Annotated in this window: 17 protein-coding genes, 1 tRNA gene and 1 pseudogene; 9 read left to right on the top strand and 10 right to left on the bottom strand. The window is 37.7% G+C overall.

The window, feature by feature from the left end; all coding sequences use genetic code 11:
• Positions 1 to 78: 78 nt before the first annotated feature.
• The 5 genes from F4V57_RS12625 to F4V57_RS12605 are packed head-to-tail and all read right to left on the bottom strand — an operon-like array spanning position 79 to position 8,679.
• Positions 79 to 1,665: an ABC transporter ATP-binding protein gene (locus F4V57_RS12625; RefSeq protein ID WP_070070023.1), complete on the bottom strand. Its 1,587-nt coding sequence runs from the start codon at positions 1,663 to 1,665 to the stop codon at positions 79 to 81.
• On the bottom strand, positions 1,643 to 2,656 hold the full coding sequence (locus F4V57_RS12620; protein WP_070070024.1) for an ABC transporter permease: 1,014 nt from the start codon (positions 2,654 to 2,656) through the stop codon (positions 1,643 to 1,645). Before F4V57_RS12620 ends, F4V57_RS12625 begins: the two co-directional genes overlap by 23 nt.
• Complete coding sequence (locus tag F4V57_RS12615) at positions 2,656 to 3,726, bottom strand: microcin C ABC transporter permease YejB (protein WP_070070025.1); 1,071 nt, start codon at positions 3,724 to 3,726, stop codon at positions 2,656 to 2,658. Before F4V57_RS12615 ends, F4V57_RS12620 begins: the two co-directional genes overlap by 1 nt.
• A 23-nt stretch (positions 3,727 to 3,749) precedes the next feature.
• Entirely contained in the window at positions 3,750 to 5,603 is a 1,854-nt protein-coding gene (locus F4V57_RS12610) for an extracellular solute-binding protein (protein ID WP_081409217.1), read from the bottom strand.
• Positions 5,604 to 5,622: 19 nt separating this feature from the next.
• Positions 5,623 to 8,679 (bottom strand): LysM peptidoglycan-binding domain-containing protein, encoded by a 3,057-nt coding sequence (locus F4V57_RS12605; protein WP_070070026.1) that lies wholly within the window; start codon positions 8,677 to 8,679, stop codon positions 5,623 to 5,625.
• Between the two features lie 208 nt (positions 8,680 to 8,887).
• Here F4V57_RS12605 and dnaQ point away from each other — a divergent pair, with 208 nt between their 5' ends.
• The 3 genes from dnaQ (at position 8,888) to nudC (ending at position 12,831) form a co-directional block, all read left to right on the top strand.
• Positions 8,888 to 10,288, top strand: coding sequence for a DNA polymerase III subunit epsilon (gene dnaQ / locus F4V57_RS12600; RefSeq protein ID WP_070070027.1), 1,401 nt, complete (start codon positions 8,888 to 8,890; stop codon positions 10,286 to 10,288).
• A gap of 116 nt (positions 10,289 to 10,404) precedes the next feature.
• Positions 10,405 to 12,060: a hypothetical protein gene (locus F4V57_RS12595; protein WP_070070028.1), complete on the top strand. Its 1,656-nt coding sequence runs from the start codon at positions 10,405 to 10,407 to the stop codon at positions 12,058 to 12,060.
• On the top strand, positions 12,061 to 12,831 hold the full coding sequence (gene nudC / locus F4V57_RS12590; protein ID WP_070070029.1) for an NAD(+) diphosphatase: 771 nt from the start codon (positions 12,061 to 12,063) through the stop codon (positions 12,829 to 12,831). It begins immediately after the preceding gene.
• A 134-nt stretch (positions 12,832 to 12,965) separates the two neighbouring features.
• On the opposite strand, the gene F4V57_RS12585 is transcribed toward nudC, so the two are convergent.
• The 3 genes from F4V57_RS12585 to F4V57_RS12575 form a co-directional block, all read right to left on the bottom strand.
• Positions 12,966 to 13,670, bottom strand: coding sequence for a BON domain-containing protein (locus tag F4V57_RS12585; RefSeq protein WP_141729240.1), 705 nt, complete (start codon positions 13,668 to 13,670; stop codon positions 12,966 to 12,968).
• A gap of 70 nt (positions 13,671 to 13,740) precedes the next feature.
• Positions 13,741 to 14,142: a YraN family protein gene (locus F4V57_RS12580; RefSeq protein ID WP_070070031.1), complete on the bottom strand. Its 402-nt coding sequence runs from the start codon at positions 14,140 to 14,142 to the stop codon at positions 13,741 to 13,743.
• A 24-nt stretch (positions 14,143 to 14,166) separates the two neighbouring features.
• Positions 14,167 to 15,099 (bottom strand): penicillin-binding protein activator, encoded by a 933-nt coding sequence (locus F4V57_RS12575; protein WP_070070032.1) that lies wholly within the window; start codon positions 15,097 to 15,099, stop codon positions 14,167 to 14,169.
• A 13-nt stretch (positions 15,100 to 15,112) separates the two neighbouring features.
• Between F4V57_RS12575 and rsmI the strand changes: the two genes are divergently transcribed.
• The 5 genes and pseudogenes from rsmI (at position 15,113) to F4V57_RS12550 (ending at position 19,698) form a co-directional block, all read left to right on the top strand.
• Positions 15,113 to 15,949, top strand: a complete 837-nt coding sequence (rsmI, locus tag F4V57_RS12570) for a 16S rRNA (cytidine(1402)-2'-O)-methyltransferase (RefSeq protein WP_070070033.1) — start codon at positions 15,113 to 15,115, stop codon at positions 15,947 to 15,949.
• Between the two features lie 326 nt (positions 15,950 to 16,275).
• Positions 16,276 to 16,352 (top strand) — tRNA-Ile (locus F4V57_RS12565).
• Positions 16,353 to 17,025: 673 nt separating this feature from the next.
• A pseudogene (locus tag F4V57_RS12560) lies at positions 17,026 to 17,445 on the top strand (acetamidase/formamidase family protein); the annotation flags it as partial.
• Positions 17,446 to 18,224: 779 nt separating this feature from the next.
• Positions 18,225 to 18,611 carry an RcnB family protein gene (locus F4V57_RS12555; protein ID WP_070070778.1) on the top strand — a complete coding sequence of 129 codons (387 nt, stop codon included), beginning with the start codon at positions 18,225 to 18,227 and terminating at the stop codon, positions 18,609 to 18,611.
• 307 nt (positions 18,612 to 18,918) lie between these two features.
• The gene (locus F4V57_RS12550) at positions 18,919 to 19,698 is read left to right on the top strand and encodes a pseudouridine synthase (protein ID WP_070070779.1); all 780 of its coding nucleotides are present in this window, start codon (positions 18,919 to 18,921) and stop codon (positions 19,696 to 19,698) included.
• 160 nt (positions 19,699 to 19,858) lie between these two features.
• Here F4V57_RS12550 and F4V57_RS12545 read toward each other — a convergent pair whose 3' ends face one another.
• Together F4V57_RS12545 and F4V57_RS12540 are read right to left on the bottom strand one after the other, a co-directional pair.
• On the bottom strand, positions 19,859 to 22,096 hold the full coding sequence (locus F4V57_RS12545) for an NADP-dependent isocitrate dehydrogenase (protein ID WP_070070780.1): 2,238 nt from the start codon (positions 22,094 to 22,096) through the stop codon (positions 19,859 to 19,861).
• A 359-nt stretch (positions 22,097 to 22,455) separates the two neighbouring features.
• On the bottom strand, positions 22,456 to 22,881 hold the full coding sequence (locus tag F4V57_RS12540; RefSeq protein WP_070070907.1) for an OsmC family protein: 426 nt from the start codon (positions 22,879 to 22,881) through the stop codon (positions 22,456 to 22,458).
• A gap of 127 nt (positions 22,882 to 23,008) precedes the next feature.
• Between F4V57_RS12540 and crp the strand changes: the two genes are divergently transcribed.
• Positions 23,009 to 23,719, top strand: a complete 711-nt coding sequence (gene crp, locus F4V57_RS12535; RefSeq protein WP_070070781.1) for a cAMP-activated global transcriptional regulator CRP — start codon at positions 23,009 to 23,011, stop codon at positions 23,717 to 23,719.
• Positions 23,720 to 23,778 lie beyond the last annotated feature (59 nt).

The following is a 23,778-nucleotide window of genomic DNA, read 5'->3' as shown; positions in this document are numbered from 1 at the left end:
ACATGATTTTAAACATTTACAATTTCTATTGGGGCAAGCTTCAACCAAATTATTCTATCGGATAAGCAAATAATGGATTTACAATAAGCTGGCATCCAGTAATGCCTGAGTATATGCTGTTTTGGGTTGCTCAAATAATTGTTCTGTCCTTTGAAATTCCATCACCTGACCATGATGTAAGACCAGAATATGTTGACACAATGCTCTGACCACAGCCAAATCATGACTGATAAATAAGTAACTGAGCTGAAATTTCTGTTGTAAATCACGTAATAATTTAACAATAGATTGTTGTGTACTACGATCCAGTGCTGATGTTGGTTCGTCCAGAATAATGACTTTCGGCTGCAAAATTAAGGCACGAGCCAGCGCAACGCGTTGGCGTTGGCCGCCAGATAATTGATGTGGGTAACGCTGGGCAAATGCTTCCGGTAACTCGACCTGAGTCAATGTTTGCAATACTTTTTGCTGAATTTGTAACTTGCTAAGTCCTTGGAGTTGTAATCCTTCACCAATCAACTGAGCCACATTTAAACGAGGATTTAAACTGCTTAACGGATCCTGAAAGACAATTTGAATATATTGTCGATAAGGTCTAAGTTGTTTTTCGTTATATTGATCCAAACGTATATCATTTAACTGAATCTGTCCTGTACTTTCAATTAACCGCGTAACGGCCAATGCTAATGTACTTTTGCCTGAGCCACTTTCTCCAACAATACCAATGGATTGTCCTTGCTGAAGTGTTAAGCTAAGTGGGTGTAATGCAGTAAAGTATGCATGAGTGCGATTAAATATTCCGGATTTAATTGGAAACCGTACTTGAAGATCTTGTAGTTCAAGTAATGCCAATGCATCCGGACGATAAGCCAATGCCTGTCCAAAATCCTGATTAAGCAGAAGTCGAGTATAATCCTGTTCTGGATGTGCGAAAACTCTAGCGATATCGCCCTGTTCGATCAATTGACCCTGTTGTAATACCATAACTTGATCAGCATATCGACGTACCAAATTTAAATCATGACTAATTAACAACATGGCCATTTGCCGTTGTTGTTGCAATGTCTTAAGTAAATCAAGAATTTGGACTTGTAAATTGACATCTAATGCTGTCGTTGGTTCATCAGCAATTAAAACATCAGGTTCCTGAGCCAGCGCCATAGCAATCATCACACGTTGTCGCTGCCCACCAGACAATTGATGCGGATAGCGTTTCAACTTTTCTTCCGCATCACTTAAGCCAACATCCTGAAGTAAATCTAGAACTTTTTGTCGAACTGCGGCTTTAGACATGCCATTTAAGCGCAAGGTTTCACCAATCAAATGTTCAACACGATGCAAGGGATTTAATGCTGTCATTGGCTCCTGAAAAATCATAGCAATTTTCTTGCCCCGGATTTGAGTTAGCTCCTGTACATTACATTGCAGTAAATCACGCCCTACAAACTTGACCTGTCCTGAAATTTTCAGTTGATCGGGTAATAACCCTAAAATTGCCAAACTGGTAATAGATTTTCCGGAACCACTCTCCCCAACCAAAGCCAGAGTTTGTCCTGCATATAAACGAAAACTTAAATTCTGTAATAGCGTTTGCTGCTCAGTAGTAATAGATAAATGCTGAACATCCAGTAATGGCGTATGCTTATCGTTTTGGGTCAAATGCATCGCGCAATGCCTCCCCGATATAAATCAATAATGACAATACAATTGCCAAGCTAAAAAATCCGGAAAGTGCTAACCACGGTGCATTTAAATTATTTTTTCCTTGTTCCAGCAATTCACCCAGTGATGGTACATCAGGAGGTAAACCATATCCAAGAAAATCCAATGCTGTCAGCGCCGTGATGTTAGCAGTCAAAATAAATGGCAATTGCGATAAACTAGAACTTAAAGCATTGGGCAAAATATGTCTAAAAATGATACGATGATCAGGCGTACCTAACGCACGAGCAGCCCGCACATAGTCAAAGTTTCTAGCGCGTAAAAATTCTGCCCGCACCAATCCAACCAACGCTGTCCAGCCAAAAAATAACATAATCAAAAATAACCAATACACATTAGGTGTAAACATACTGACCAAAATAATGACCATAAATAATTGTGGTAAGCCACCCCAAACTTCCAATATGCGTTGACCTGACAGATCAATCCAGCCACCATAATATCCCTGAATAGCACCAACAATAATACCCAATATTGCAGAAGCAAAGGTTAAACATAATCCAAACAATAGAGAAATTCTTAATCCATATAAGACACGTGCCAGAACATCACGTCCCTGATCATCTGTCCCTAGCCAGTTTTGGGCAGTTGGTGGTGATGGTACAGGAACAGCCAGTTGTAAATTCGGTGTATCATAAGAAAATGCAATCAACGGATTAAGCATCCAGCCATCATGTTGATGAATCAATTGTTGTACAACCGGATCTTTATAATCTGTTTCTGTTTCAAATACCCCACCAAATGTGGTTTCAGGATACTGTTTAAATACCGGAAAATACCAATGATTCTGATAAGACACCATGATTGGTTTATCATTAGCAACCAATTCTACTGCCATCGACAATATAAAAATTAGGAAAAAAATAATGATACATCCCATACCTAGTCGATTTTTTCTTAATCGCTGTACAGCTTGTTGTATCAGTGGCGACATTATTTTGCTCCCCGGGATTCAAAATCAATACGCGGATCAATCCATTGATAAATCACATCACTGATCAACCTTAGAATTAGTCCCAGCAAAGTAAAAATAAATAAAGTGCCAAAAATAACCGGATAATCCCGTTGAGTAACAGCTTCAAATCCAAGTAAGCCCAAACCATCCAGATTAAAAATAATCTCCACAAACAGATTGCCGACAAAGAAAATCCCAACCAAAGCTTCAGGTAAACTTGCAATAACAATCAACATGGCATTGCGGAATACATGCCGGTACAAGACACGATTTTCACTCAATCCCTTGGCACGGGCAGCAAGTACATATTGCTTGCTTAATTCTTCCATAAAAGAATATTTGGTGAGATAAGTCAAACTGGCGAATCCGCCCAGCACCATTGTAAGAATCGGTAAAGTCATGTGCCAGAAATAATCCTTGATTTTACCCCAAAAGCTTAAATCACTAAAATTATCTGAAATTAATCCCTGTAACGGAAACCACTGCCAGTAGCTTCCTCCAGCAAAAAATACAATCAATAAAACACCAAATACAAATGTGGGTACTGCATAACCAATTGCTAATAATAATGATGTGGTTTTGTCTATCAGTAATCCATCTGCTCGTGCTTTTTTAATTCCAAGTGGAATTGAAATTAGATAAATAAGTAAAAAACTCCATAAGCCTAAAGAGACACTCACAGGCAGTTTATCTTTAATCAAGTCAATAACCGGCTTATCCTTAAAAAAACTATTGCCAAAATCCAGTCTAAGATAGCCTTTGAGCATGGTCAAAAAACGTAAATACGCAGGTTGATCAAAACCATACTGATGTTTGATTTGATCGATCATTTCAGGCGATAATCCTCTTGCACCCTGATAATTTGCATCAGGACTCATGGTTTCTGCCCCACTAATTTTATTTCCCATACCTTTCATGGTTTCAGCTCGGTAAATTGCCTGTTCAACAGGACCACCCGGAGCGATTTGTACAATGGCAAAATTAATCAGCAAAATCACCAATAAGGTTGGAATCATCAGCAGCAAACGTTTGGCGATATATGTGCCCATCTTGTCTTCCTTTGATTTTGTGATTAAGACGGTTTGCGCTGAATATACTGGGTAATTTTTTGCGCTTTTTGTGGATTAACCCACCAATAATCCAAGCCAATCACAAGCTGTGGCGTTGTTGATGGTTGTTCATACATATCCCAGCAGGCATACCACTCAGCATCCTTACCATAGGTTAAAATTTCATAAAAACCCGCACGTAACAAGCGATCCAATACTCTGGTATATGTGATTAGTTCGTCACGATTTTTTGCATTAATTAATTGTTGTACCACTGCATCAATGACTGGGCTTTTAATGCCCGGATAGTTGTAATTTCCCGGTTGATTCGCCGATTCAGTTGTCCAAAATCGTGCTTGTTCATTTCCCGGGTTAAGTGATTGCGGTAATAAATTGGGAATAATGTCGTAATCGTAATTACGCATACGTTCCAAATATTGAGAGGAATCCACCTGACGTACATCCAGTTGAATTCCTAATCGTTTTAAATTACGTACGAATGGCATCAAAGTGCGTTTTAGACTGTCTTGTGTAATCAATAATTCAAGTCGAATAGGTTGGTGATTTTTATCCAGTAACTGTCCTTTTGCATTATAACGATAACCACGCTGTAGCAAAATACGTCTGGCTGTCAGTAAATTATCGCGATTAAAACCACTGCCATCTGAAACAGGATAACGCCAATCAATCATCACACCATATTTTTCCAAGGCACTAAGTTGGGGTAAATACGGTTTTAAAACTTTAAGTTCATCTGAAGATGGCATTCCAGTTGCGGCCAGTTCACTGTTATCAAAGTAGCTTTGAAGTCGTTTATACTTTCCATAAAAAAGTGCTTTATTTTGCCATTCAAAATCATAGGCATAACTCAATGCCTGTCGGAAAAAAATATCATTGAGTGGTGTATGCCGCGTATTAAGTGACAAACTTTGCGTGGCAATTGGATTCCTGTGATGATATTCAATTTTTTTAATTAAGCCTGCATTCATTGCATTGAAATTATATTCCGTCATCCAACGTCTGGCAGAATATTCAGTATGTAAAGTATATTGGCCAGTTTTAAATCCCTCAAAGGCAATTTCCAGATTACGATAATAAATATAACGTATTTGATCAAAATTATAGGCACCTCGATTTATGGGAAGATCTTTCGCCCAATATTGAGGATTACGCTGATAAATAATGCTGCGCCCAGGATTAATCTGTTTTACAGTATAAGGACCACTTCCTAGCGGTGCTTGTAAGGTAACTCGTGAAAAATCTTTATTTTTAAGATCTTTTTCAGAAAAAATAGATACTGAAGCGACAATTAATGGTAATTCTTTATTATCTTTTCCTTTAAAATCAAAACGTACATCATAACGATTTAAGGCTGTAACTTTGGCAATGCCGGAAAAATAAATCTGAATTCCAGGAGCGCCTTCATTCAAGATTTTATTAAAAGTATAAACAACGTCACGTGCAGTCACTGGGCTGCCATCGCTGAATTTTGCTTCTGGATTCAAATGAAATACGGCAAACGCTGGATTTTGCGGATCGTACGTTACACTTTTGGCCAATAATGGATAGGCTACGCCGGGTTCATCAGGTGAATCTTTCATTAAACCATCATAAAGATACTGCACACCATCTGCCGCAGAACCCTTGCCATTCATACTATTGAAGTTATCAAATGTACCTATTGCAGGAAAAGCAATATAGCCACCTTTAGGAGCATTAGGATGAGCAAATGGAAAAGCATTAACCTGATGATAACGTGGCTTTGCATCCAGACTAATATAATTCAGAGTTTGTGGCACAGCGTAGCTTAAATGGTATCCACTAAATACAGTACTCAAGCAAGCCACAATCATGGCTCGCTGCGACACTTGCACCATTTTTATACTCCAAATACGATCAATTTGAATTTGGTACTGTGAGAACTTGCCCAATACGCACCTGAGTTGTTGGCTGTAAATCGTTCATTTCAGCCAATTGCTGTAAGCTAACATTATAGCGTTGTGCCAATTTTGTCAGATTATCTCCAGCTTTTACCTTATAACTGGTGGTACGTTTTGGGACTTTGATCTTTTGTCCTACACGTAATGAAGTATTTGATTTTAATTTATTTAAAGCAGCTAAATCAGTGATGGAAAGTTGATAACGATTTGCGAGTGCAGTTAATGATTCGCCTGCCTGTACTACATAAGTTTCAGTATCACCCTTATATTGGCTGGTCACTGGTTGATCATATTTCTGTTCAGTTTTTTTAGCTACCGTACTTGTATTCTTGCTTTGTGGCTGTAATTTCAAAATCATGCCACGATTTACACGTGCCGTAGTTTTCAAATAATTATACGATGCCAGTTCTGTCACACTAAGATCAAACTTTCTTGCAATTGAGCTTAATGTATCGCCATTTTGAGCAACATAACTTTCCGGACGTTGTTCTGTTGCAGGTACCTGTAATCTTTGTCCAACCATAATTGGTGTATTCAGATTAATATTATTCAATGCTGCCAAATCACTTAAACTAATATTGTATTTGGTTGCAACCGAACTCAAATAATCACCCGCCACCACAGTATAGGTCATGGTTTTAATCTTTGGTGTTGTAGATGGTGAACTTTCATTACTTGAAGCAACTGTATTTTTTAGCTGCGTTTTTGGGACTTTAATTTTTTGTCCAACCAGCAAATTACTATTGATATTTAAATCCGGATTTAATGTAAGTAAATCGTTAATACTCATATCATAACGTGCGGCAAGCATTTGCAAATATTCACCACGTTTCACCGTATATGTTTCAGTAGCAACAGTATTCCTATTAGTATTTGATATTGAGGATGAGCCTGCGTTAGCAGATTTAAAGTTTTTAGGTTCATTTAAAGTTAAACGCTGGCCAATACGCACATTACTGGTGGGCGCTAAATTATTCCATGCAGCCAGATCCTGAAGGCTAACGTCAAATTGCTGGGCGATTGCTGTCAAACTATCGCCAGCTTTTACCGTATAGCGATCCGGACGCTTAATTGCAGGTGCAGATGGTGAATTAGTTGATACCAAAGGTTTTGCATTATATAAATACAGGCGCGTTCCTACGAATAATGGATTATCTGGATTAATCTGATTCCATACAGCAATATCACGCCAGTTTAGACCATACTTTTGGGCAACGATTAGCAATGTATCACCACTTTGTACAGTATAAACTTGACGTTGCCCTTTAGGTGCGACCACCACAACCTCATTTTGTGTTTCAACAATCGGTTTACCTGCATTGCGTGCGATAGCTTCGGAATGCGCACGATTTTCGGCATCAGCCACTGCTTTAGGATAAGCATAATTCAATTTAACTTCTTCACCTTTTTGATCAGCAATTGACTGACTACTCTGGATTGCTGTTAATTTAATTTTACCATCCAGTGGATCTACAATCTCTGTACCTTTAGGTGCAATTTGTTCTAGCTCACGAATTACCTGTTGTCTTTCAGCATCACTAGGTTTTGGTTCGACAATTCTGGCCACTGCTGCATTTTCTTGCTGGGATGTTTTAATATTTGCTGCGTTTTTTGCATCATCCTGAGCAATGATGACCTGTTTCTCCGCATCAGAAATTGGGGGTTCTATATTAATTTGCTGTACATTTCTAGCAGGTGTAATCGATACAGGTAATCTTGGCGCACTTGGTACATCCGCATTGGCAGCAAAAGCAGCAAGTGCCTGAGAACCCTGTGGAGTGGTTCGTTTTGTAGTATTATTAACCACAACTGTCTGCTGAGGCGTAGGTTGCGATCGACTCACTGCTACCGAAGTTGCAGATTGCGCTGACACGCTGGTTACAGGTCTTGCCGTTGATGGGCTTGTCGTCAACACTGGTGGTGGCGCTGCTGTACCTGCCCATAACCCACCCGAGCCAGACATCGTTTTCATTCTGGCAATTTTGCTATCCATTGCAGCATTAACTTCATTTGGAATCAAAATTCGGCCCGGTGCCATTGGATCTGTATAATTCCCTCGATGTGCCGGATTAAGTGCATACAACTCGCCACGACTTACACCAATTAACCCAGATAATTCATTTAAATCAATTGAACCGGGAATTGCAACTTCACGGAAATGGGGACGGTTAGCGATTGCTGGTAAATGTACGCCATAACGTTCAGGCGTTTTAATAATTTGTGCTACCGCCAGAAAACGTGGAACGTAATTCATGGTTTCAGTTGGAAGTTTTAATGACCAGTAATCCGTCGGTAAACCTGCAGCTTTATTACGGTTAATTGCCTGCTGAATACGTCCCGGTCCAGCATTATAAGAAGCCAAAGCCAATTCCCATGAACCAAACTGATTATAAAGACTGGACAAATACTCATAAGCTGCACGAGTAGATTCTACAACATCACGGCGACCATCATACAAATCGCTTTGTCTTAAGCCATAGATTCGGCCGGTACTTGGAATAAATTGCCATAACCCTGCGGCAGAAGCACTACTGGTTGCAGCAGGATCATAGGAACTCTCGATGACTGGTAATAAAGCCAACTCTGTAGGAATACCACGGCGTTCAGCTTCTTTAACCGTATAGTACAAATATCGACTGGCACGTGCGCTTAAACGATCCAAATATGGTTGACGGGAAATAAACCATCCACGTTGCGCTTCGATTCTTGGGTCATAAACACTCAAATTCATTTTAAAACCGACCGTCATTCGTCTCCAGACATCACCATAACGTAGTACTAATAAACGGTCACTTTCTACTGCACGCATATCCGTCGCGTACAATAAATCTTCCAGAGAATTTAAACTGTCTGCATCCAGTAAATCATTTTTAGATTTGGAAACCTGTGAATTTTGCTGGGTTGTGCTACACCCGGAAAGGACAGCAATTGATGCAAGTGCAGTAGTTAATATAGAGAGTTTAAAGGTTTGGTTCACTACATTTTGCCATGCCAAGGCAGTCACTTTTAACATAAATGTTTCCAAAAAAATCTAAAAATTAAAGCAATGAATTGTTGCATTGTATTAAAGCACATATCGAAAACAATGTAATTTTGTATCCACCTGATGCTATAAATGTTACAAGAAATTTAAAAAAAATCGAACTCATGCAACAGTTGCACCGATTTTTGTTTAAAATAGCGGTTCCCGATTGGCAACTCACTACAAAAGTTGAATATTTATGAGCAATTCCACCCAGTCTTTCACACTCTATGTTGATGGTGCCTGCCGAGGTAATCCTGGTATTGGTGGCTGGGGAGCATTTATCATTGATCAACAAAAAAAAACGCAGGAATATCATGGTGGTGAATTGAATACCACCAATAACCGTATGGAACTCACCGCAGCTATAGAAGGTATTCTGGCTTGTCCTGTAGCAGCACAACTCACTATTTATACCGACTCAATTTACGTAAAACGTGGCATTACCGAATGGATTACTGGTTGGAAAGCAAAAAACTGGAAGGATGTCAAAAATCCAGATTTATGGAAAAAACTTGATCAGGCTTGCACAGGAAGGAATATTGAGTGGCACTGGGTTAAAGGTCATGCAGGTAATGAAGGCAATGAACGTGCTGATCAATTGGCAAACTTGGGAGCCGACTCAGTCACAAAAAAAAAATTAACTGACTTGCCAGAAAGCACCAAGAATGAAAAAGACTGGTTACTTGATGATCCTTTTGGACTGGATGAAGACTTAGTGGCTGAAGCTGATGATCTAAATACTGAAGAACCAATGATGATTGCAACACACATTGATGAAACCACAATAATCTCATCTTCGCAAGATAAGACGTTAAACGAACAAACTCACACCATACCAGCCGAACTGGCTGAATTTATTAAAATTACAGACACAACACAGCATCAGCATGGTGAACGCCTACTTATCTTAGATACAGAAACTACAGGATTTTATTATCAGGATGGTGACAGAATTATTGAAGTTGGGGCGATTGAAATGATCAATCGCCGTTTAACTGGTAGCTCAATTCATATCTACATTAACCCCGAAAAAGAAGTCGGGGAATCAGAAAATATTCACGGTTTAAGCGATGATTTTTTATCAGATAAACCTAAGTTTCAGCAAATTGCAGCAATACTTTTTGACTATTTAAAAGGTGCTGAAATTGTCGCACATAATGCAACCTTTGACATGAACTTCCTTAATGCAGAATTTGAACGTGCCGGTTTTGGGTCACTTTCTACAGTATGTGGTGTAACTGATACCCTGCTTCTTGCCAAACGCAAACATCCTGGACAGAAAAACTCACTAGATGCATTGGTTAGACGTTACGAAATTCCGGCACGAGATCGTACTTTTCACGGCGCATTACTGGATGCCGAGATTCTGGCAGATGTTTATCTGGCAATGACTGGTGGACAAGTCAGCCTAGACATTGATAACTCGGCTCACAACCAGCAGCAAATACAATTAAATTCCCAACAAAACTCTCAGCCAATTTCTACGCCGGTGATTAAACCTCGTGAGGAAGAGTTGGCAGCACATCAAGCATGGATGGCACAATATCGGGAAAAGAATGATCAACCTAGCCTATTTGAAGAAAATTCCCCTGCTTAATTTATGGGATTGATATTTAACTTTCTCAGCGACAATGGTATTGTGTCTGTTATAGATAAACATGCTAAACCAAGTTCACAAACTTAAAAAAGTCCTTTAGGAAAGGTTATTGACCTATGTCATTTCAATCATCATCACATTTTGATTCCACACCTTTATTAATTGTTAAGACTGAAATTGAAAATATAATTAAGAATGTGGAAACAGGGGTAAATCAGTTATTAGAAGATCAAATTATGCCCTTTGGCATAGAAGATGCTCTAATCAACCTTCAACAGGCAGCACAAGTTCTGGCACTTATTGAACAACCTTATTTGGCAAAATTAACTCAGCTCACCGCCGATGTCATGTACAAGGTATTACAGGATTTTAAGCAACAAAATATTCACGCCAATGATATTCAGGCCATGAGCGAAGGTATGAATACGCTGGTACATTACATTGATTTTCTATGTATCAAGGAAGCTTCAGCGCCACAACTGCTTATCTCAGCCATTAATCAGCTTGAAATTTCCCTTAAAAAGCCACTTACTCATGAAGGAACTGTTGTTCAGCCATTTCTAGAAGCTATAGAACCTAATATTAAACTGGATAATCCTGCACAATTACCAGAAAGCCAACTGGTTTTACGACTATATAAAGTCAGCTTGTTACACCTTTTAAAGAATAAAACCTCTTTGCTGGATTATCAGGCACTTTCGCTTTGTGGTAATTATTTTTCCCTAAAGGCTGAAGGATTACAATCCCAGCAGTTCTGGCGTTTGGTACATCAAGCCTTAAAAAATAGCGCACAAATTCATTTGACCGAACCACGTTTGCGTAGCCTGATTCAGATTGAACAACTTGCCGAACAGTTTTTTGCTAAGCCTTCACTATTTGAAGTAAAAATTCAAAATCTTGCAGATGTGATTATTTTATGTCTAAGCGAAGATTCTCTTGTGGCTGCTCAGATTCGTGAACAACTCAATCTCATGGATGATGTTCTGAGTGACAATCAGTTACAATGTTTGCGTCGTCAACTTTTTGGCCCTGATTTTAATACGATCAGCACAGTTGTTCATCTACTTAATGAGCAAATTACTACAATCGAAAAACAAATTGAGTTTGGGGATTATTTAACTGATAATTCTCAACAGCTCAAAATTTCAGAACAACTCTCTGAGATGGCTAAAGTTTTTTCTATTATTAATTTAGAGCAAGCAGCCATACAATTACAACAACAAGCCACAAAAATACGTTCTATACAATATTTGGCTGATCCAGCGCATGCTAATGAACTGATGAATGCGTTATTGTTTAGCAGCAACGCATTACAGATGCTGGCGTATGAGTACACCCCTGTTCGAGCAAAATTACCGATCAATAACCATCATATTATTCTGGAAACTGTAGAAAATGCTCAACAAACATTGTGTCAGGAAGCCAGATTATCGGTACAAAAACTAAGTGATATGCTGATTCGTTATGCACAAAATATGCAACATACAGAACTTGAAGAGATACCTGCTCTTTTGCGCGAAGTTTCCGGTGGATTACTTTTTCTGGAATCTGAACAAGGTTATCAGATGCTCCAGAAAACAGCCCAATTACTGGAACAGTATATTTTAGCAACCAAACGGGACTTACAATCCAGAGAAATCCGTTTGTTAGCCAATACTATTGCCAGTGCCGACTATCATTTTGAACAGATCCAAAATCACCACCCATTTATGCCAAAAACCATGCAAGTGGGGCTAGATAGTGTTGCACAACTACAACAGGCCATGTGTTAAATGTCTAAACATATCGCATATCTTTTTCAAGGGCAAAATCTGGTCGTCAATACTGATCTAGACTTGCCTTTGGTCGATGCCGGTCAATACGATTTATTTATTGAACTTGCCAAAGATAAAATTATTGTTCGGGATATCCGTGCAAATACGCCGTTACCTGAAGGATTCCAACTAGTTCCTATTCGTGAATTAATCATGTATTGGACAGTGGAAGAATTTGAACAAGCATCCAAAGCCAAACAATTACTGGAATGGAAACGTAACCATCGTTTTTGTAGCCATTGTGGTGAAAAAACTGTGCCACATAAAAAAGAATTTGCCATGATTTGCCCAGCATGTCATTACCATCAATATCCACGTGTACAGCCATGTATTATTACCATCATCACTCGTCAGAATGAAATTCTTTTGGCCAAAGCAAATCGTCCAAATAACGATATGTATGGCTTAATTGCCGGATTTGTAGAAGTAGGTGAAACACTGGAACAAGCAGTTCATCGTGAAATTGCAGAAGAAGTCGGTATCAAGGTTAACAATTTGACTTATCTGTCCAGCCAACCCTGGCCCTTTCCTTCCAATTTGATGATTGCATTTCATGCTGAATATGAGAGCGGTGATATTATTTTACAGCCTGAAGAAATTCTGGAAGCGGATTTCTTTAATTATGATCAATTACCTAAAATCCCGACCTCAGGAAGTATTGCGCATAAGATGATTAAGGCAACTGCACATAACTTATCCAAGATTTATACTGAACTTAATCCTGATTAAAAACCAAATCCTGATTTAATCTAAATCAGAATATAAGCATAAATTTCTATAAGTGATTTCCATGTCAAGATGAATAGCGAATCAACTATTCATCTTGATACTATAATATTAATTGTGAATAAAATATCAACAGCTTATTGTGAAGATGAAGACGGTTCAGGATTATAAATCGCCTCGGCCTGAGGTTGCTCCTGATTTGGATCAACTGCAACTGGTGTTGGATCATTGGCATAAGATGTCGTGCTCGCTCCTCCACCTAACCCGATATTTGTCGTTGCTGCATTGACACTTTGATTTTGTTCAATATTATCAATCAAAGTTACAATTTTAGTAACGTTACCAACTTTTTGTAAAGCACCATTCAGATCTGTAATTTCAGCATTATTTAAACGCCCCATTACATACAGTACACCATCTTCTGTATGTAGCAGTACTTTACTCTCTCTCACCACTGGTGCACGCATCAGCAAGCCTTTGGTATTGGTTGTTACTGCCAAATCCTGCATGATTGTGGAATAACTAACTTGTGGTCCAACTGTAATAAAATTATGTACAGCCTTAACATCACTCATGGCTTTTACATTGTCTTCTGCCAATTGCTTTAATTGGGCGTCAGACACTTGACCTGTAAGCAAAACAACACTGTGAAAACTTTCGATATTGACACGTGATTGCTTGAACCGATTATCCAGTTTATACATATTAATGCGAGCAGTTCGCTCTATGGATTTATCAAGTACAACCTGTCCAAGACTTCTTTCTCCTGATGGTGTACCAACAGTACTGGACGTGTTATTCGCAATAAATGATGCACAACCACTTGTTAAACTGATCACCATTGCTACTGTCAAAATCTTAATTGCCTTCACCAAAATACTCCTGATTGATATGGCTTCATTTATTTCTCAATTACATGGTATAAGCATGCCTGAGCCACTGTAAATTTACAGTGTTTTGCTGTAACAAATCTATCCATTTTTTTGATAAATCAGCCCTTTTTGTATAATTCAACGCCACCACATCAAATTGACAATCAAAATTTTCATATTCAGGATAACGTTGCAAAAAATATTGAGCTGTCAAAATTGTTTTTTGCTGCTTATACACATCCACAGCTTCCAGTGCATCTACCATACCATAAAGCTTACGAGCTTTTACCTCAATAAAACAAAGATGATTTCCATCTAGCATAATCAAATCAATTTCGCCCCAGCGACTATGATAGTTTTGTTTAATCAGACTCAATCCTTGAGTCAGGAGATAATCTAAGGCCAATTGTTCTGCCCATTGTCCAATATTTTGTTTTTGCATGATTTATATGGCTTTTGATCTATATTATAAGGATTTTATACCTTTTTTATGATATTCAAAGCACTGTGGTTGACGTTGAACTGTATATTGACTAATTTTCAATTGTCCGGTTCGACCATTAAACCCAACATTTTGCGCATTTTTTTGCTGTAACAACCCATCGGCAAGTTGCCAAGCATCGCCACCAAATGCAATTAAACGCTGGTATGGCAAACTTACAGGTTTTTGTTTATATGCATTAATTACATCACTCCATTGTTGAATATATAATGCTGGCGTATCACAAAATACCATACCTTCAGGAACTGGATGATTTTCTTCAATAGCATAAGGCAAAGTATAAATATTTTTCTTTGGTAAATCCTGTTCACTTACCCATTTTCCAGAACCCAGAACCAAAACACCACGTTTTTTTCGGGAGAAAAATGGCAGTTTATTTTCATCCTGCATTTTCTCACCCCATAACTGTTTCATGGCTTGATAAAAACTCTCTGTTTGATTTCCCGAATTTTTATCACGTAATACAATTAACTCTTCAACACCCTTATTTTTCATCACCTGTGTCAGTGCCACGGCATCATCTTCCTTGGACAAAGCAAATTGATAAACATTGTTTATCTGCGATTGTACCTGATTTAAAGCCAGAACTTTTACTTTAGGTTTTAATTGAATCAGCTGCTCAACCTGTTTTTTATCCAAAGGACCAATAACTAACTCAGTATTTGCATTGACTTGCCTCTGCAAAATATTTTTAAGTGACTGATTGCTACTATTTACAAATTTAAATTTGTATTTTTGTGAAGATTGCGTGTTTACCTGCACAATCCCACGTTTAATACTGTCAGCAGCATTCGCCATTGGGCCAGTTTGAGGTAGAATAACCAAAATCTCTGCATTTGCCCAACTTGATAAACCAAGTGTAGCCAAAGAGATCAATGCTATTTTTTTCACTTTCATGGAGTTTCCCTAAATGAGTGCTCAGTTATATGTTGTTGCCACCCCAATTGGGCACTTAGATGACATCACTTATCGTGCAATCAACATATTAAAGTCGGTGTCTTTAATCGCAGCAGAAGATACCCGCCAATCTGCACCGTTGTTAAAACATTACAATATTGCAACGCCATTAACTGCGTGCCACGATCATAACGAAGAAAGTAAAATAAAATCAATTATCGAAAAGTTACAATCTGGTGAAGATGTCGCTTTAATTAGTGATGCTGGAACACCGTTAATTAGTGATCCTGGTTTTAAATTGGTACGGGCAGCGCAACAAGCTGGTATTCGTGTCAGCCCGATTCCTGGTGCATGTGCCGCCATTGCTGCTTTATCCTGTGTAGGATTACCAAGTGATCGATTTACGTTTATTGGCTTTTTACCCTCTAAAGCAACACAACGCCAAAACCAGTTACAACAATTAAAAAATAAACCAGAAACACATATTTTTTATGAAGCCCCCCATCGTATTGTAGATTGTTTAAAAGATTTGGTTGAAATTTTTGGCGCAGATCGTGCAATTGGTTTTGCACGAGAAATTACTAAAACATTTGAAACTATTGTACAAAAACCAGCTGCTGAATTACTGACATTTGTTGAACAGGATCATCATCAACAAAAAGGAGAGATTGTGCTAGTTGTTGCAGGAAATAATCAACCACAAAACCATGAACAGCAACAAACTGATCAATTATTGAAACGTTTATTACAGGATTTAAGCGTTAAATCAGCATCGCAATTGGCTGCTGATTTAACCGGTATGAAGAAAAAAGAATTATATCAACGTGCTTTAGAATTACAGGATCAATAAATGTTTTTAGAAAAGTTTTGCTGAACTAAACCCATTTTGAAATATTATTGAAACAAGTCTTAGAGAGAAATATTTTAAATAGGTGTTTATTATCTTGTTAAGTATTAAAAATTAAATCTAGTTGATCAATAAATGTCTTGGTTGGCTTTACTCGATTGCTAGACATAAGCTAAAATTCACTTGCTTTGCAATATATCACTGTATATTACAATATTTTTGCAATCTACTATGCATCTACTTAAGAAAACTCTTGTGTTTTTTTAAGAAAAAAGATAGTATTCGAAAATTGTAAAAATATCGCAAATACAATAAGTTGCGATATTAAAGGGCCTATAGCTCAGTTGGTTAGAGCAGCGGACTCATAATCCGTTGGTCCCGTGTTCAAGTCACGGTGGGCCCACCATATAGAACAACCACTTAGGTGTACTAATCCTAAGTGGTTTTTTAATGCCTAAATTCCATGTAAGCAATCTGTAAGTTTGTGGCCAATTCTGCACTAATAGATTCTAATGCTTTATTTAAAGATTAACGGTGTTGTAGGAACACTCCCGTGTCAAGTAACTTCAGTATTAGATTTGGTGATATAGCATCAAATAATGATCCACCGTTGATGCTTACAGGCGGTGGTGGTCGATTAGCCATATTGTTTGTTGCAGTAATGACTTGATCCAATTGATTTGAAATGACATTTGTCTGATTTTGCTGCGCTGTAAGCATTTAATCGTATTTTTCTTGTGCAGCTCATGCCGCCTGAGCTTCACCATTGCCAAAGAATGCTAACAATTCAGCAATCTTTTTCCCTCCCTAATCATCAAATTTTTGACCTGCATCTGTTTGCATATATAAGTTACGAGCTTCTGTCTCCATACCATATAACCGATTGCACCTGCTGCAACTAACTGACCTCCTGTACTGGCGTAGCAATATTTTACCTGCTTTTGATCCATTCAATAAAAGTCCACCTACCCCAGTATTTCCTCCCATTTTTCTCACTACAATAGAAGCTATACCTGTCGCCGCACCCAATGCAGCTACAGATACAGTATTTGCATATACCCAAAAAAACTTTAAGCCTTTATCCTGTGCAAGTTACTGGTGCGTTGTTCTATACAGGTGATAGTCATTTTGTACAAGGTGATGGTGAAGTTTCTTTGACTGCTCTTGAAGGCTCAGCACGTTCCACGCTTAAAATCACTTTGCTAAAAGCTGGTAAAGATAAATTTCCTGGTAAAGAAATTAAACAACCTCTAGCTGAAAATGCAGAGTTCTGGATTACACCCGGTTTAGATGCTGATCTTGACGAAGCAATGAAAAAATCAACTCGCGAAACTATTGCATTCTTAAAAAATGAATTTGGTATTGATGAAGCAACTGCTTATGCATATTTAAGTGCTGCTACAGATTTCCAAGTTTCTCAAGTTGTAGATAAAACTAAAGGTATTCACGCCATGATTCGTAAAGCTGATTTCAAAGAATTTGAAGATAAAAAAGATTAATTTTTAAAAATACTATAAACCCGACTTAATGTCGGGTTTTATTTTAACCATTAAAATTCATTAATTCTATATTCAATGCACACTAGATCAATCATATAAAAACCATTTAGGTGCAATGACCATAAATGATTATATAATTTAAGTTTTCTTGTAAGATCTTAACCCGATTTTTGCTATAAAAGTATATTTAATCATGAATTTTGGACAAAACTTAACTTGTATTTTTAAACACATTTTTTATATGATGTACTATCCAATGATATTAGTGCTAAAATAAATAATGTTTTCTCAAATTTTATTGATTATTTTTGCAATATAGTCTGCTACATTTATTCTTTATGTTTGGTGGAAAATTCTACTTAAGGATTTATTTTATCGCTTTTATCTTTATAAAAGAGGCATTACAACTACGGCAAAAGTTATTTATTTTCTAGATTCTTTAATTAAATTTCAATATCGTCCAATGTTTTATATGAAATTAAAGTTTAAAAAAAACAGATACAAGAATTACAAATAATATCAAGATATTATTAAAAAATAGTGAATTAGAATAATATACCATAGGTAAAAAAGTTGAAATTAAATACGATCTAAATAACTTAGATAATATCAAAATCTTAAAAATACTTTCTTAATTTCTACAAATTATAAACTTTATCTTTTATTTATTGTAATTTTTATCAATAAAAATTAAATCCAATTACATAATGATTCAATTCATTCATATTTTTTATATTCTTAAGTGATGTTATACACACTATAAACTTAAGGAGTTTCTAATGTTAAGAAATAAAATTGCAACTATACTACTCGCAGCAACTTTAGCTTCAACCAGTGCTTTAGCGTTTGCAAATCCTGATGATTTTGATCGGGGTCAGCAAGATTATGGTTATCAAAATGACAGAGATGCTCCACCTAATCATGGCCCAGAAGGCCATCCAGATTCTTATGACCGCAATCGTGCTCCGCAACCACATGAAGATTGGAAAAGAGGTGATCGTGTACCTGGAGAATTTCGAAGTAAGGAGCATTATGTGAATGACTGGAGAGATCGTGATTTACCTCAACCACCTCGTGGTCACCGCTGGTTAGAAGTTAATGGTGATTATATTTTGGTTGCTGTAGCTACAGGCATTATTACATCGATCCTGATGGGCGGACGTTAAAAATTTTCCGCTAAACCAAAGCAAATTATTTTTCCAACCTGCACCCTAAAGAGCAAATAACATTTGTTTCTAAATGGGTGCTTTTAATAGCTAAAACACCATAAGATTACGTCATCATTTTCTTTATTTGCTTTAAACTTATCATTTAATATTAAAAATTTTATCAATAAACAATACTTTCAACTCATCTTAACGCATAATAGCGAAATTGAATTTAATAATTTTGAACTCTATATATAGGAAATAAACATATTTCATTGTATAAGCTCAAAGTTTTTATCGTGTTAGCTTAAAGAAGTCGTATTTTATGAAAATTATTATTCTGAATAAACCCTATGGTGTACTTTCCCAATTCCGTAAAGACGAAGCACACATGACAATGTCTGATTTTGTTGATGACCCGACTTTACGTTTGGCTGGTCGCCTTGATATGGATTCAGAAGGTCTAGTTTTTTTAACAGATCATGGTGGTTTAAATCAATTTATCACTAATCCCGCAAATAAAAAATACAAAACCTATTTAGTTCAGGTTGATGGTGATATTTCTGAAGAAGCACTAGAACAATTACGGGAAGGTGTTGAACTAAAAGATGGTATGACGCTTCCAGCTAAAGTTGTTAAAGTTTCAGAGCCCGAATTGCTGTGGGAGCGCAACCCACCTGTACGTTATCGTGCTAATATTCCGACTTCATGGATTGAAATTTCAATTTGTGAAGGCCGTAATCGTCAGGTTAGACGTATGACATCTAGTGTTGGTTTTCCTACTTTACGCCTTATTCGTACTCAAATTGGTTCTATTGATCTGATTCAGCTTGGTTTAAAACCTGGTGAGACGGTAGAAATTGAACCACTGCTTTACTCTGATTTCAAAGATATTCCAGCAGAACAGCCTTATCGTTCACGATCCTATGTGAAAAAACCAGGTGGTACTGGCGGCAAACCCATGCAGAAGAAAAAGCCCGAAGGTGAAAAGAAAAAATCTGGAACTAAACGAATCTGGCAAATGGAAGAAGGTGAGAAACCACGCCGTAAAACCAATGGTACAACCCGACCAAATAGCAAAAATCGTGGCCGCAGAGCGCGTTAATTTTTATTGATAGAATACTTTGTTTGAGTTCATTGTTGAATAACAATAACTCATATCAAATGGAATTTCTTATACTGTAAGCATCCACAGATAAAAAGCCGGCGCATTGATCTGCACCGGCGATAATTTACGTTAACAAAATTTAAATCACTTGTGCCTATTATGCGTCAATACTTGCTAATACAGTATTGAATGTGTGACTTGGACGCATTACGGCACTTACTTTCGCCTGATCAATCGCATAGTAACCACCAATATCAGCTGGTTTGCCTTGCACCTGAGTCAGTTCAGCAACAATCTGCTGCTCATTCTCAGCCAATGTTTTAGCCAGTGACGTAAATTTAGCTTTTAATTCAGCATCTTCGTCTTGTGCAGCAAGTGCTTCTGCCCAGTACAATGAAAGATAGAAATGACTACCACGATTATCAAGCTCACCAGTACGGCGTGAAGGTGACTTACCATTATCTAGTAATTTATCTGTCGCCTGATCCAGTGTTTTTGCCAGTAATTTTGCACGAGCATTATTTTCTTTAAGACCAAGTTCTTCCAAGGAAACTGCCAATGCAAGGAATTCACCAAGAGAATCCCAACGTAGATGATTTTCTTCAACCAATTGCTGTACGTGTTTTGGTGCAGAACCACCTGCTCCAGTTTCGTACATACCACCACCAGCCATTAATGGCACGATAGATAGCATTTTCGCAGATGTACCCAGCTCCATGATTGGAAATAAGTCAGTCAGATAATCACGCAAAATATTACCTGTAACCGAAATTGTATCCAAACCACGCGCAACACGTTCAAGTGTATAACGCATTGCACGTACCTGAGACATGATCTGGATATCTAAACCAGTCGTATCGTAATCTTTCAGATACTTTTCAACTTTTTTAATCAGTTCATTTTCATGTGGACGATATGGATCCAACCAGAAAATTGCTGGCATGCCAGAATTACGGGCACGTGTTACAGCAAGTTTAACCCAGTCACGGATTGGTGCATCTTTTACTTGACACATCCGCCAAATATCACCCTCTTCAACATTTTGAGAGAGTAATACTTCACCTGTTTCTAAATCTGTGATATTGGCAACGCCAGCTTCTGAAATTTCAAAGGTCTTATCATGTGAACCATATTCTTCTGCTTTTTGCGCCATTAAACCAACATTCGGAACAGTACCCATAGTTTTTGGATCAAAATTACCATGCCATTTGCAGAAATTAATCATTTCTTGATAGATACGGGCAAAAGTCGATTCTGGCATGACAGCTTTGGCATCATATTGTTTGCCATCAGCACCCCACATTTTACCACCGGCACGAATCATTGCAGGCATGGATGCATCAACGATAATATCATTTGGCGAATGGAAGTTTGTAATGCCTTTGGCAGAGTCCACCATAGCAAGTGCAGGACGATGTTCCTGACAAGCATGTAAATCTTCGATAATTTCTTCACGTAATGACGTTGGCAATGTCTTGATTTTTTCATATAGACCAGCCATACCGTTATTAACATTAATACCTAATTCATCAAATAACTTGCCATGTTTTTCAAATGCGTCTTTATAATAAATTTTGACACAGTGACCAAAAACAATCGGATGCGAAACTTTCATCATTGTTGCTTTCACATGCAATGAAAATAAAATTCCTGCTTCACGACAATCATCCAATTGCTTCTCATAGAATTCACAAAGTGCTTTCTTGCTCATAAACATTGAGTCGATAATCTCGCCATCTTGTAATGCGACTTTCGGCTTCAGTACAATGCTTTGACCACTTTGAGTAAGTAATTCCATTTTCACATTACGAGCACGATCCAACGTAATGGATTTTTCACCGTGATAAAAATCACCATGTTCCATGTGAGAAACATGCGTTTGCGACCACTGCTTCCATTCACTCATAGAATGAGGATGTTTTCTGGCATAATTTTTGACTGCAGTAGGTGCCCGACGATCAGAGTTACCTTCACGCAATACCGGATTTACTGCTGAACCCAAACATTTACCATAACGCGCTTTAATCGCTTTTTCTTCCTCAGTCACAGGGTTTTCAGGGTAATCAGGTATTGTGTAACCTTTAGATTGAAGCTCTTTAATGCAAGCTGTCAATTGACCAACTGAAGCACTGATATTTGGAAGTTTAATAATATTTGTGTCGGGATCTTGAGTAAGACGACCCAGTTCTGCGAGGTTATTAGTAACCTTTTGTTCATCACTTAGATAGTCGGTAAATTCTGCAAGCACACGTGAGGCCACAGAGATATCGGTTTTAACAATCTCGACCCCGGCCGGTTTAGTAAAGGTCTCAATAATCGGCAATAGCGAATAGGTCGCTAATAGCGGCGCCTCATCAGTCAATGTGTAAATAATTGTTGATTTTCCACCAGCCATATACAGCTCCTTGCTTATGATTAAGTTTTTTGGGGAACAAAAAGTAAATACAATACTTAGTCCCTGAGAACCAGTTTAATAAAATAAAACGGTGAGAGTATCGACCCTCATCGCTGTTCAGTCAACAATATATCTTGTAATAGTGACATTTCGTTGAAAAATACCGCATTTAAATCCATCTCTCACGAAAATAACCAAACCCTTTTTAGTTCTTCCCTTTTACAGGCGGAATTTATAGGTTTTCGCAAGAATACCACTCATATATTAACACTTCGATTCATTCGATTTGAAACGAGAACTTCATTTTTATGGAAAATGTGATTTCGTTTATTAAGAACCTACACGATGATGATAAAATCTTAGTTAATTGCATCTACAATTTCAAAATCATGTGTAATTTCAACTCCTCCATCACGAAGCATTTTACTTGCTGAGCAATATTTTTCAGCAGATAACTCTACAGCTTTGGCAACCTGCTTTTCTTTTAATGCATGACCTGTTACAACGAAATGTAAATGTATTTTTGTGAATACTGCCGGAATATCTGATGAACGGTCAGCATTAAGCTCACATTTTACATCAGTAATGTCTTGTCGGGATTTTTTCAAAATGGTGACAATATCAAATGATGCGCAACCACCCAATCCCATTAAAATCAATTCCATTGGACGTGGACCACGGTTTTGTCCGCCATATTCTGGTGAACCATCCATGATAACTTCATGCTCACTACTGGAAATTGCTTTAAATGAGACATTATCTAACCATTGAACACTTGCTTGCATTGCAACCCCGCATAAAAAAATATACATTGCTATCGATTCAATATCGTACACTAGCAATACCCTATTCGACTATTCCCTCCGAGTATAAAATAGGTAGTTTTTTCCAATAAATAAATTGGGGTTTTTCATGACTGCAAATAATTCAAGGTTAAGCACGGACGCCTTATCTCCAGGACAGCTACCTGAATCGGTGAAAGCTTTACTTAAACGTGCCAAGATTAATCGTTTTCCCAAAAAGAATACGATTGTTCATGCTGGTGCAGAATCACACTCCCTTTACTTGATCCTTAAAGGATCTGTTTCTATCATTGTTGAAGAAAGTGATCATCGTGAAATCATTGTTGCTTATTTAAATGCAGGTGATTTTTTTGGTGAAATGGGTCTATTTGAAATTAATCCTCACCGTACTGCTGAAGTACGTACCCGTGAGGTCTGTGAAATTGCTGAAATTGAATATGACACTTTTCATGAGTTATGTCAGCAATATCCGGATTTAAGCTATGCACTTTTTGCACAGCTTGCCAGACGATTAAAACATACTACCCGTAAAGTCACTGATCTTGCATTTATTGATGTACAGGGACGTATTGCACGCTGTTTAATTGATTTAGCCGCTCAACCTGAGTCCATGATGTTACCAAATGGCCGCCAAATCAGAATTACTCGTCAGGAAATCGGACGACTGGTTGGGTGTTCTCGTGAGATGGTTGGTCGGGTGTTAAAGACACTGGAAGAACAAGGCATGATTGAAATGGAAGGAAAAGCCATTTTAATTTATGACAGTGCACTACATACCACTGAAAGCATAGATACAGATGATCATGATGACGATGAATAAATGAAAATTTCTTATTTTTGTCTTTAAAAATAAGAAAAAAATCATCTCCCAAAATGACA

Origin of the sequence: Acinetobacter qingfengensis (assembly GCF_008693185.1) — a bacterium.
In the GTDB taxonomy this organism is placed as follows: Bacteria; Pseudomonadota; Gammaproteobacteria; order Pseudomonadales; family Moraxellaceae; genus Acinetobacter; species Acinetobacter qingfengensis.
This window is presented reverse-complemented; position numbering and strand designations above follow the sequence as displayed.

Excerpts from the sequence above, each read along its gene's own strand:
- F4V57_RS12625 (WP_070070023.1), bottom strand. The coding sequence starts at position 1,665 with ATGCATTTGACCCAAAACGATAAGCATACGCCATTACTGGATGTTCAG.
- F4V57_RS12620 (WP_070070024.1), bottom strand. The coding sequence starts at position 2,656 with ATGTCGCCACTGATACAACAAGCTGTACAGCGATTAAGAAAAAATCGA.
- F4V57_RS12615 (WP_070070025.1), bottom strand. The coding sequence starts at position 3,726 with ATGGGCACATATATCGCCAAACGTTTGCTGCTGATGATTCCAACCTTA.
- F4V57_RS12610 (WP_081409217.1), bottom strand. The coding sequence starts at position 5,603 with ATGGTGCAAGTGTCGCAGCGAGCCATGATTGTGGCTTGCTTGAGTACT.
- F4V57_RS12605 (WP_070070026.1), bottom strand. The coding sequence starts at position 8,679 with ATGTTAAAAGTGACTGCCTTGGCATGGCAAAATGTAGTGAACCAAACC.
- dnaQ (WP_070070027.1), top strand. The coding sequence starts at position 8,888 with ATGAGCAATTCCACCCAGTCTTTCACACTCTATGTTGATGGTGCCTGC.
- F4V57_RS12595 (WP_070070028.1), top strand. The coding sequence starts at position 10,405 with ATGTCATTTCAATCATCATCACATTTTGATTCCACACCTTTATTAATT.
- nudC (WP_070070029.1), top strand. The coding sequence starts at position 12,061 with ATGTCTAAACATATCGCATATCTTTTTCAAGGGCAAAATCTGGTCGTC.
- F4V57_RS12585 (WP_141729240.1), bottom strand. The coding sequence starts at position 13,670 with ATGGTGATCAGTTTAACAAGTGGTTGTGCATCATTTATTGCGAATAAC.
- F4V57_RS12580 (WP_070070031.1), bottom strand. The coding sequence starts at position 14,142 with ATGCAAAAACAAAATATTGGACAATGGGCAGAACAATTGGCCTTAGAT.
- F4V57_RS12575 (WP_070070032.1), bottom strand. The coding sequence starts at position 15,099 with ATGAAAGTGAAAAAAATAGCATTGATCTCTTTGGCTACACTTGGTTTA.
- rsmI (WP_070070033.1), top strand. The coding sequence starts at position 15,113 with ATGAGTGCTCAGTTATATGTTGTTGCCACCCCAATTGGGCACTTAGAT.
- F4V57_RS12555 (WP_070070778.1), top strand. The coding sequence starts at position 18,225 with ATGTTAAGAAATAAAATTGCAACTATACTACTCGCAGCAACTTTAGCT.
- F4V57_RS12550 (WP_070070779.1), top strand. The coding sequence starts at position 18,919 with ATGAAAATTATTATTCTGAATAAACCCTATGGTGTACTTTCCCAATTC.
- F4V57_RS12545 (WP_070070780.1), bottom strand. The coding sequence starts at position 22,096 with ATGGCTGGTGGAAAATCAACAATTATTTACACATTGACTGATGAGGCG.
- F4V57_RS12540 (WP_070070907.1), bottom strand. The coding sequence starts at position 22,881 with ATGCAAGCAAGTGTTCAATGGTTAGATAATGTCTCATTTAAAGCAATT.
- crp (WP_070070781.1), top strand. The coding sequence starts at position 23,009 with ATGACTGCAAATAATTCAAGGTTAAGCACGGACGCCTTATCTCCAGGA.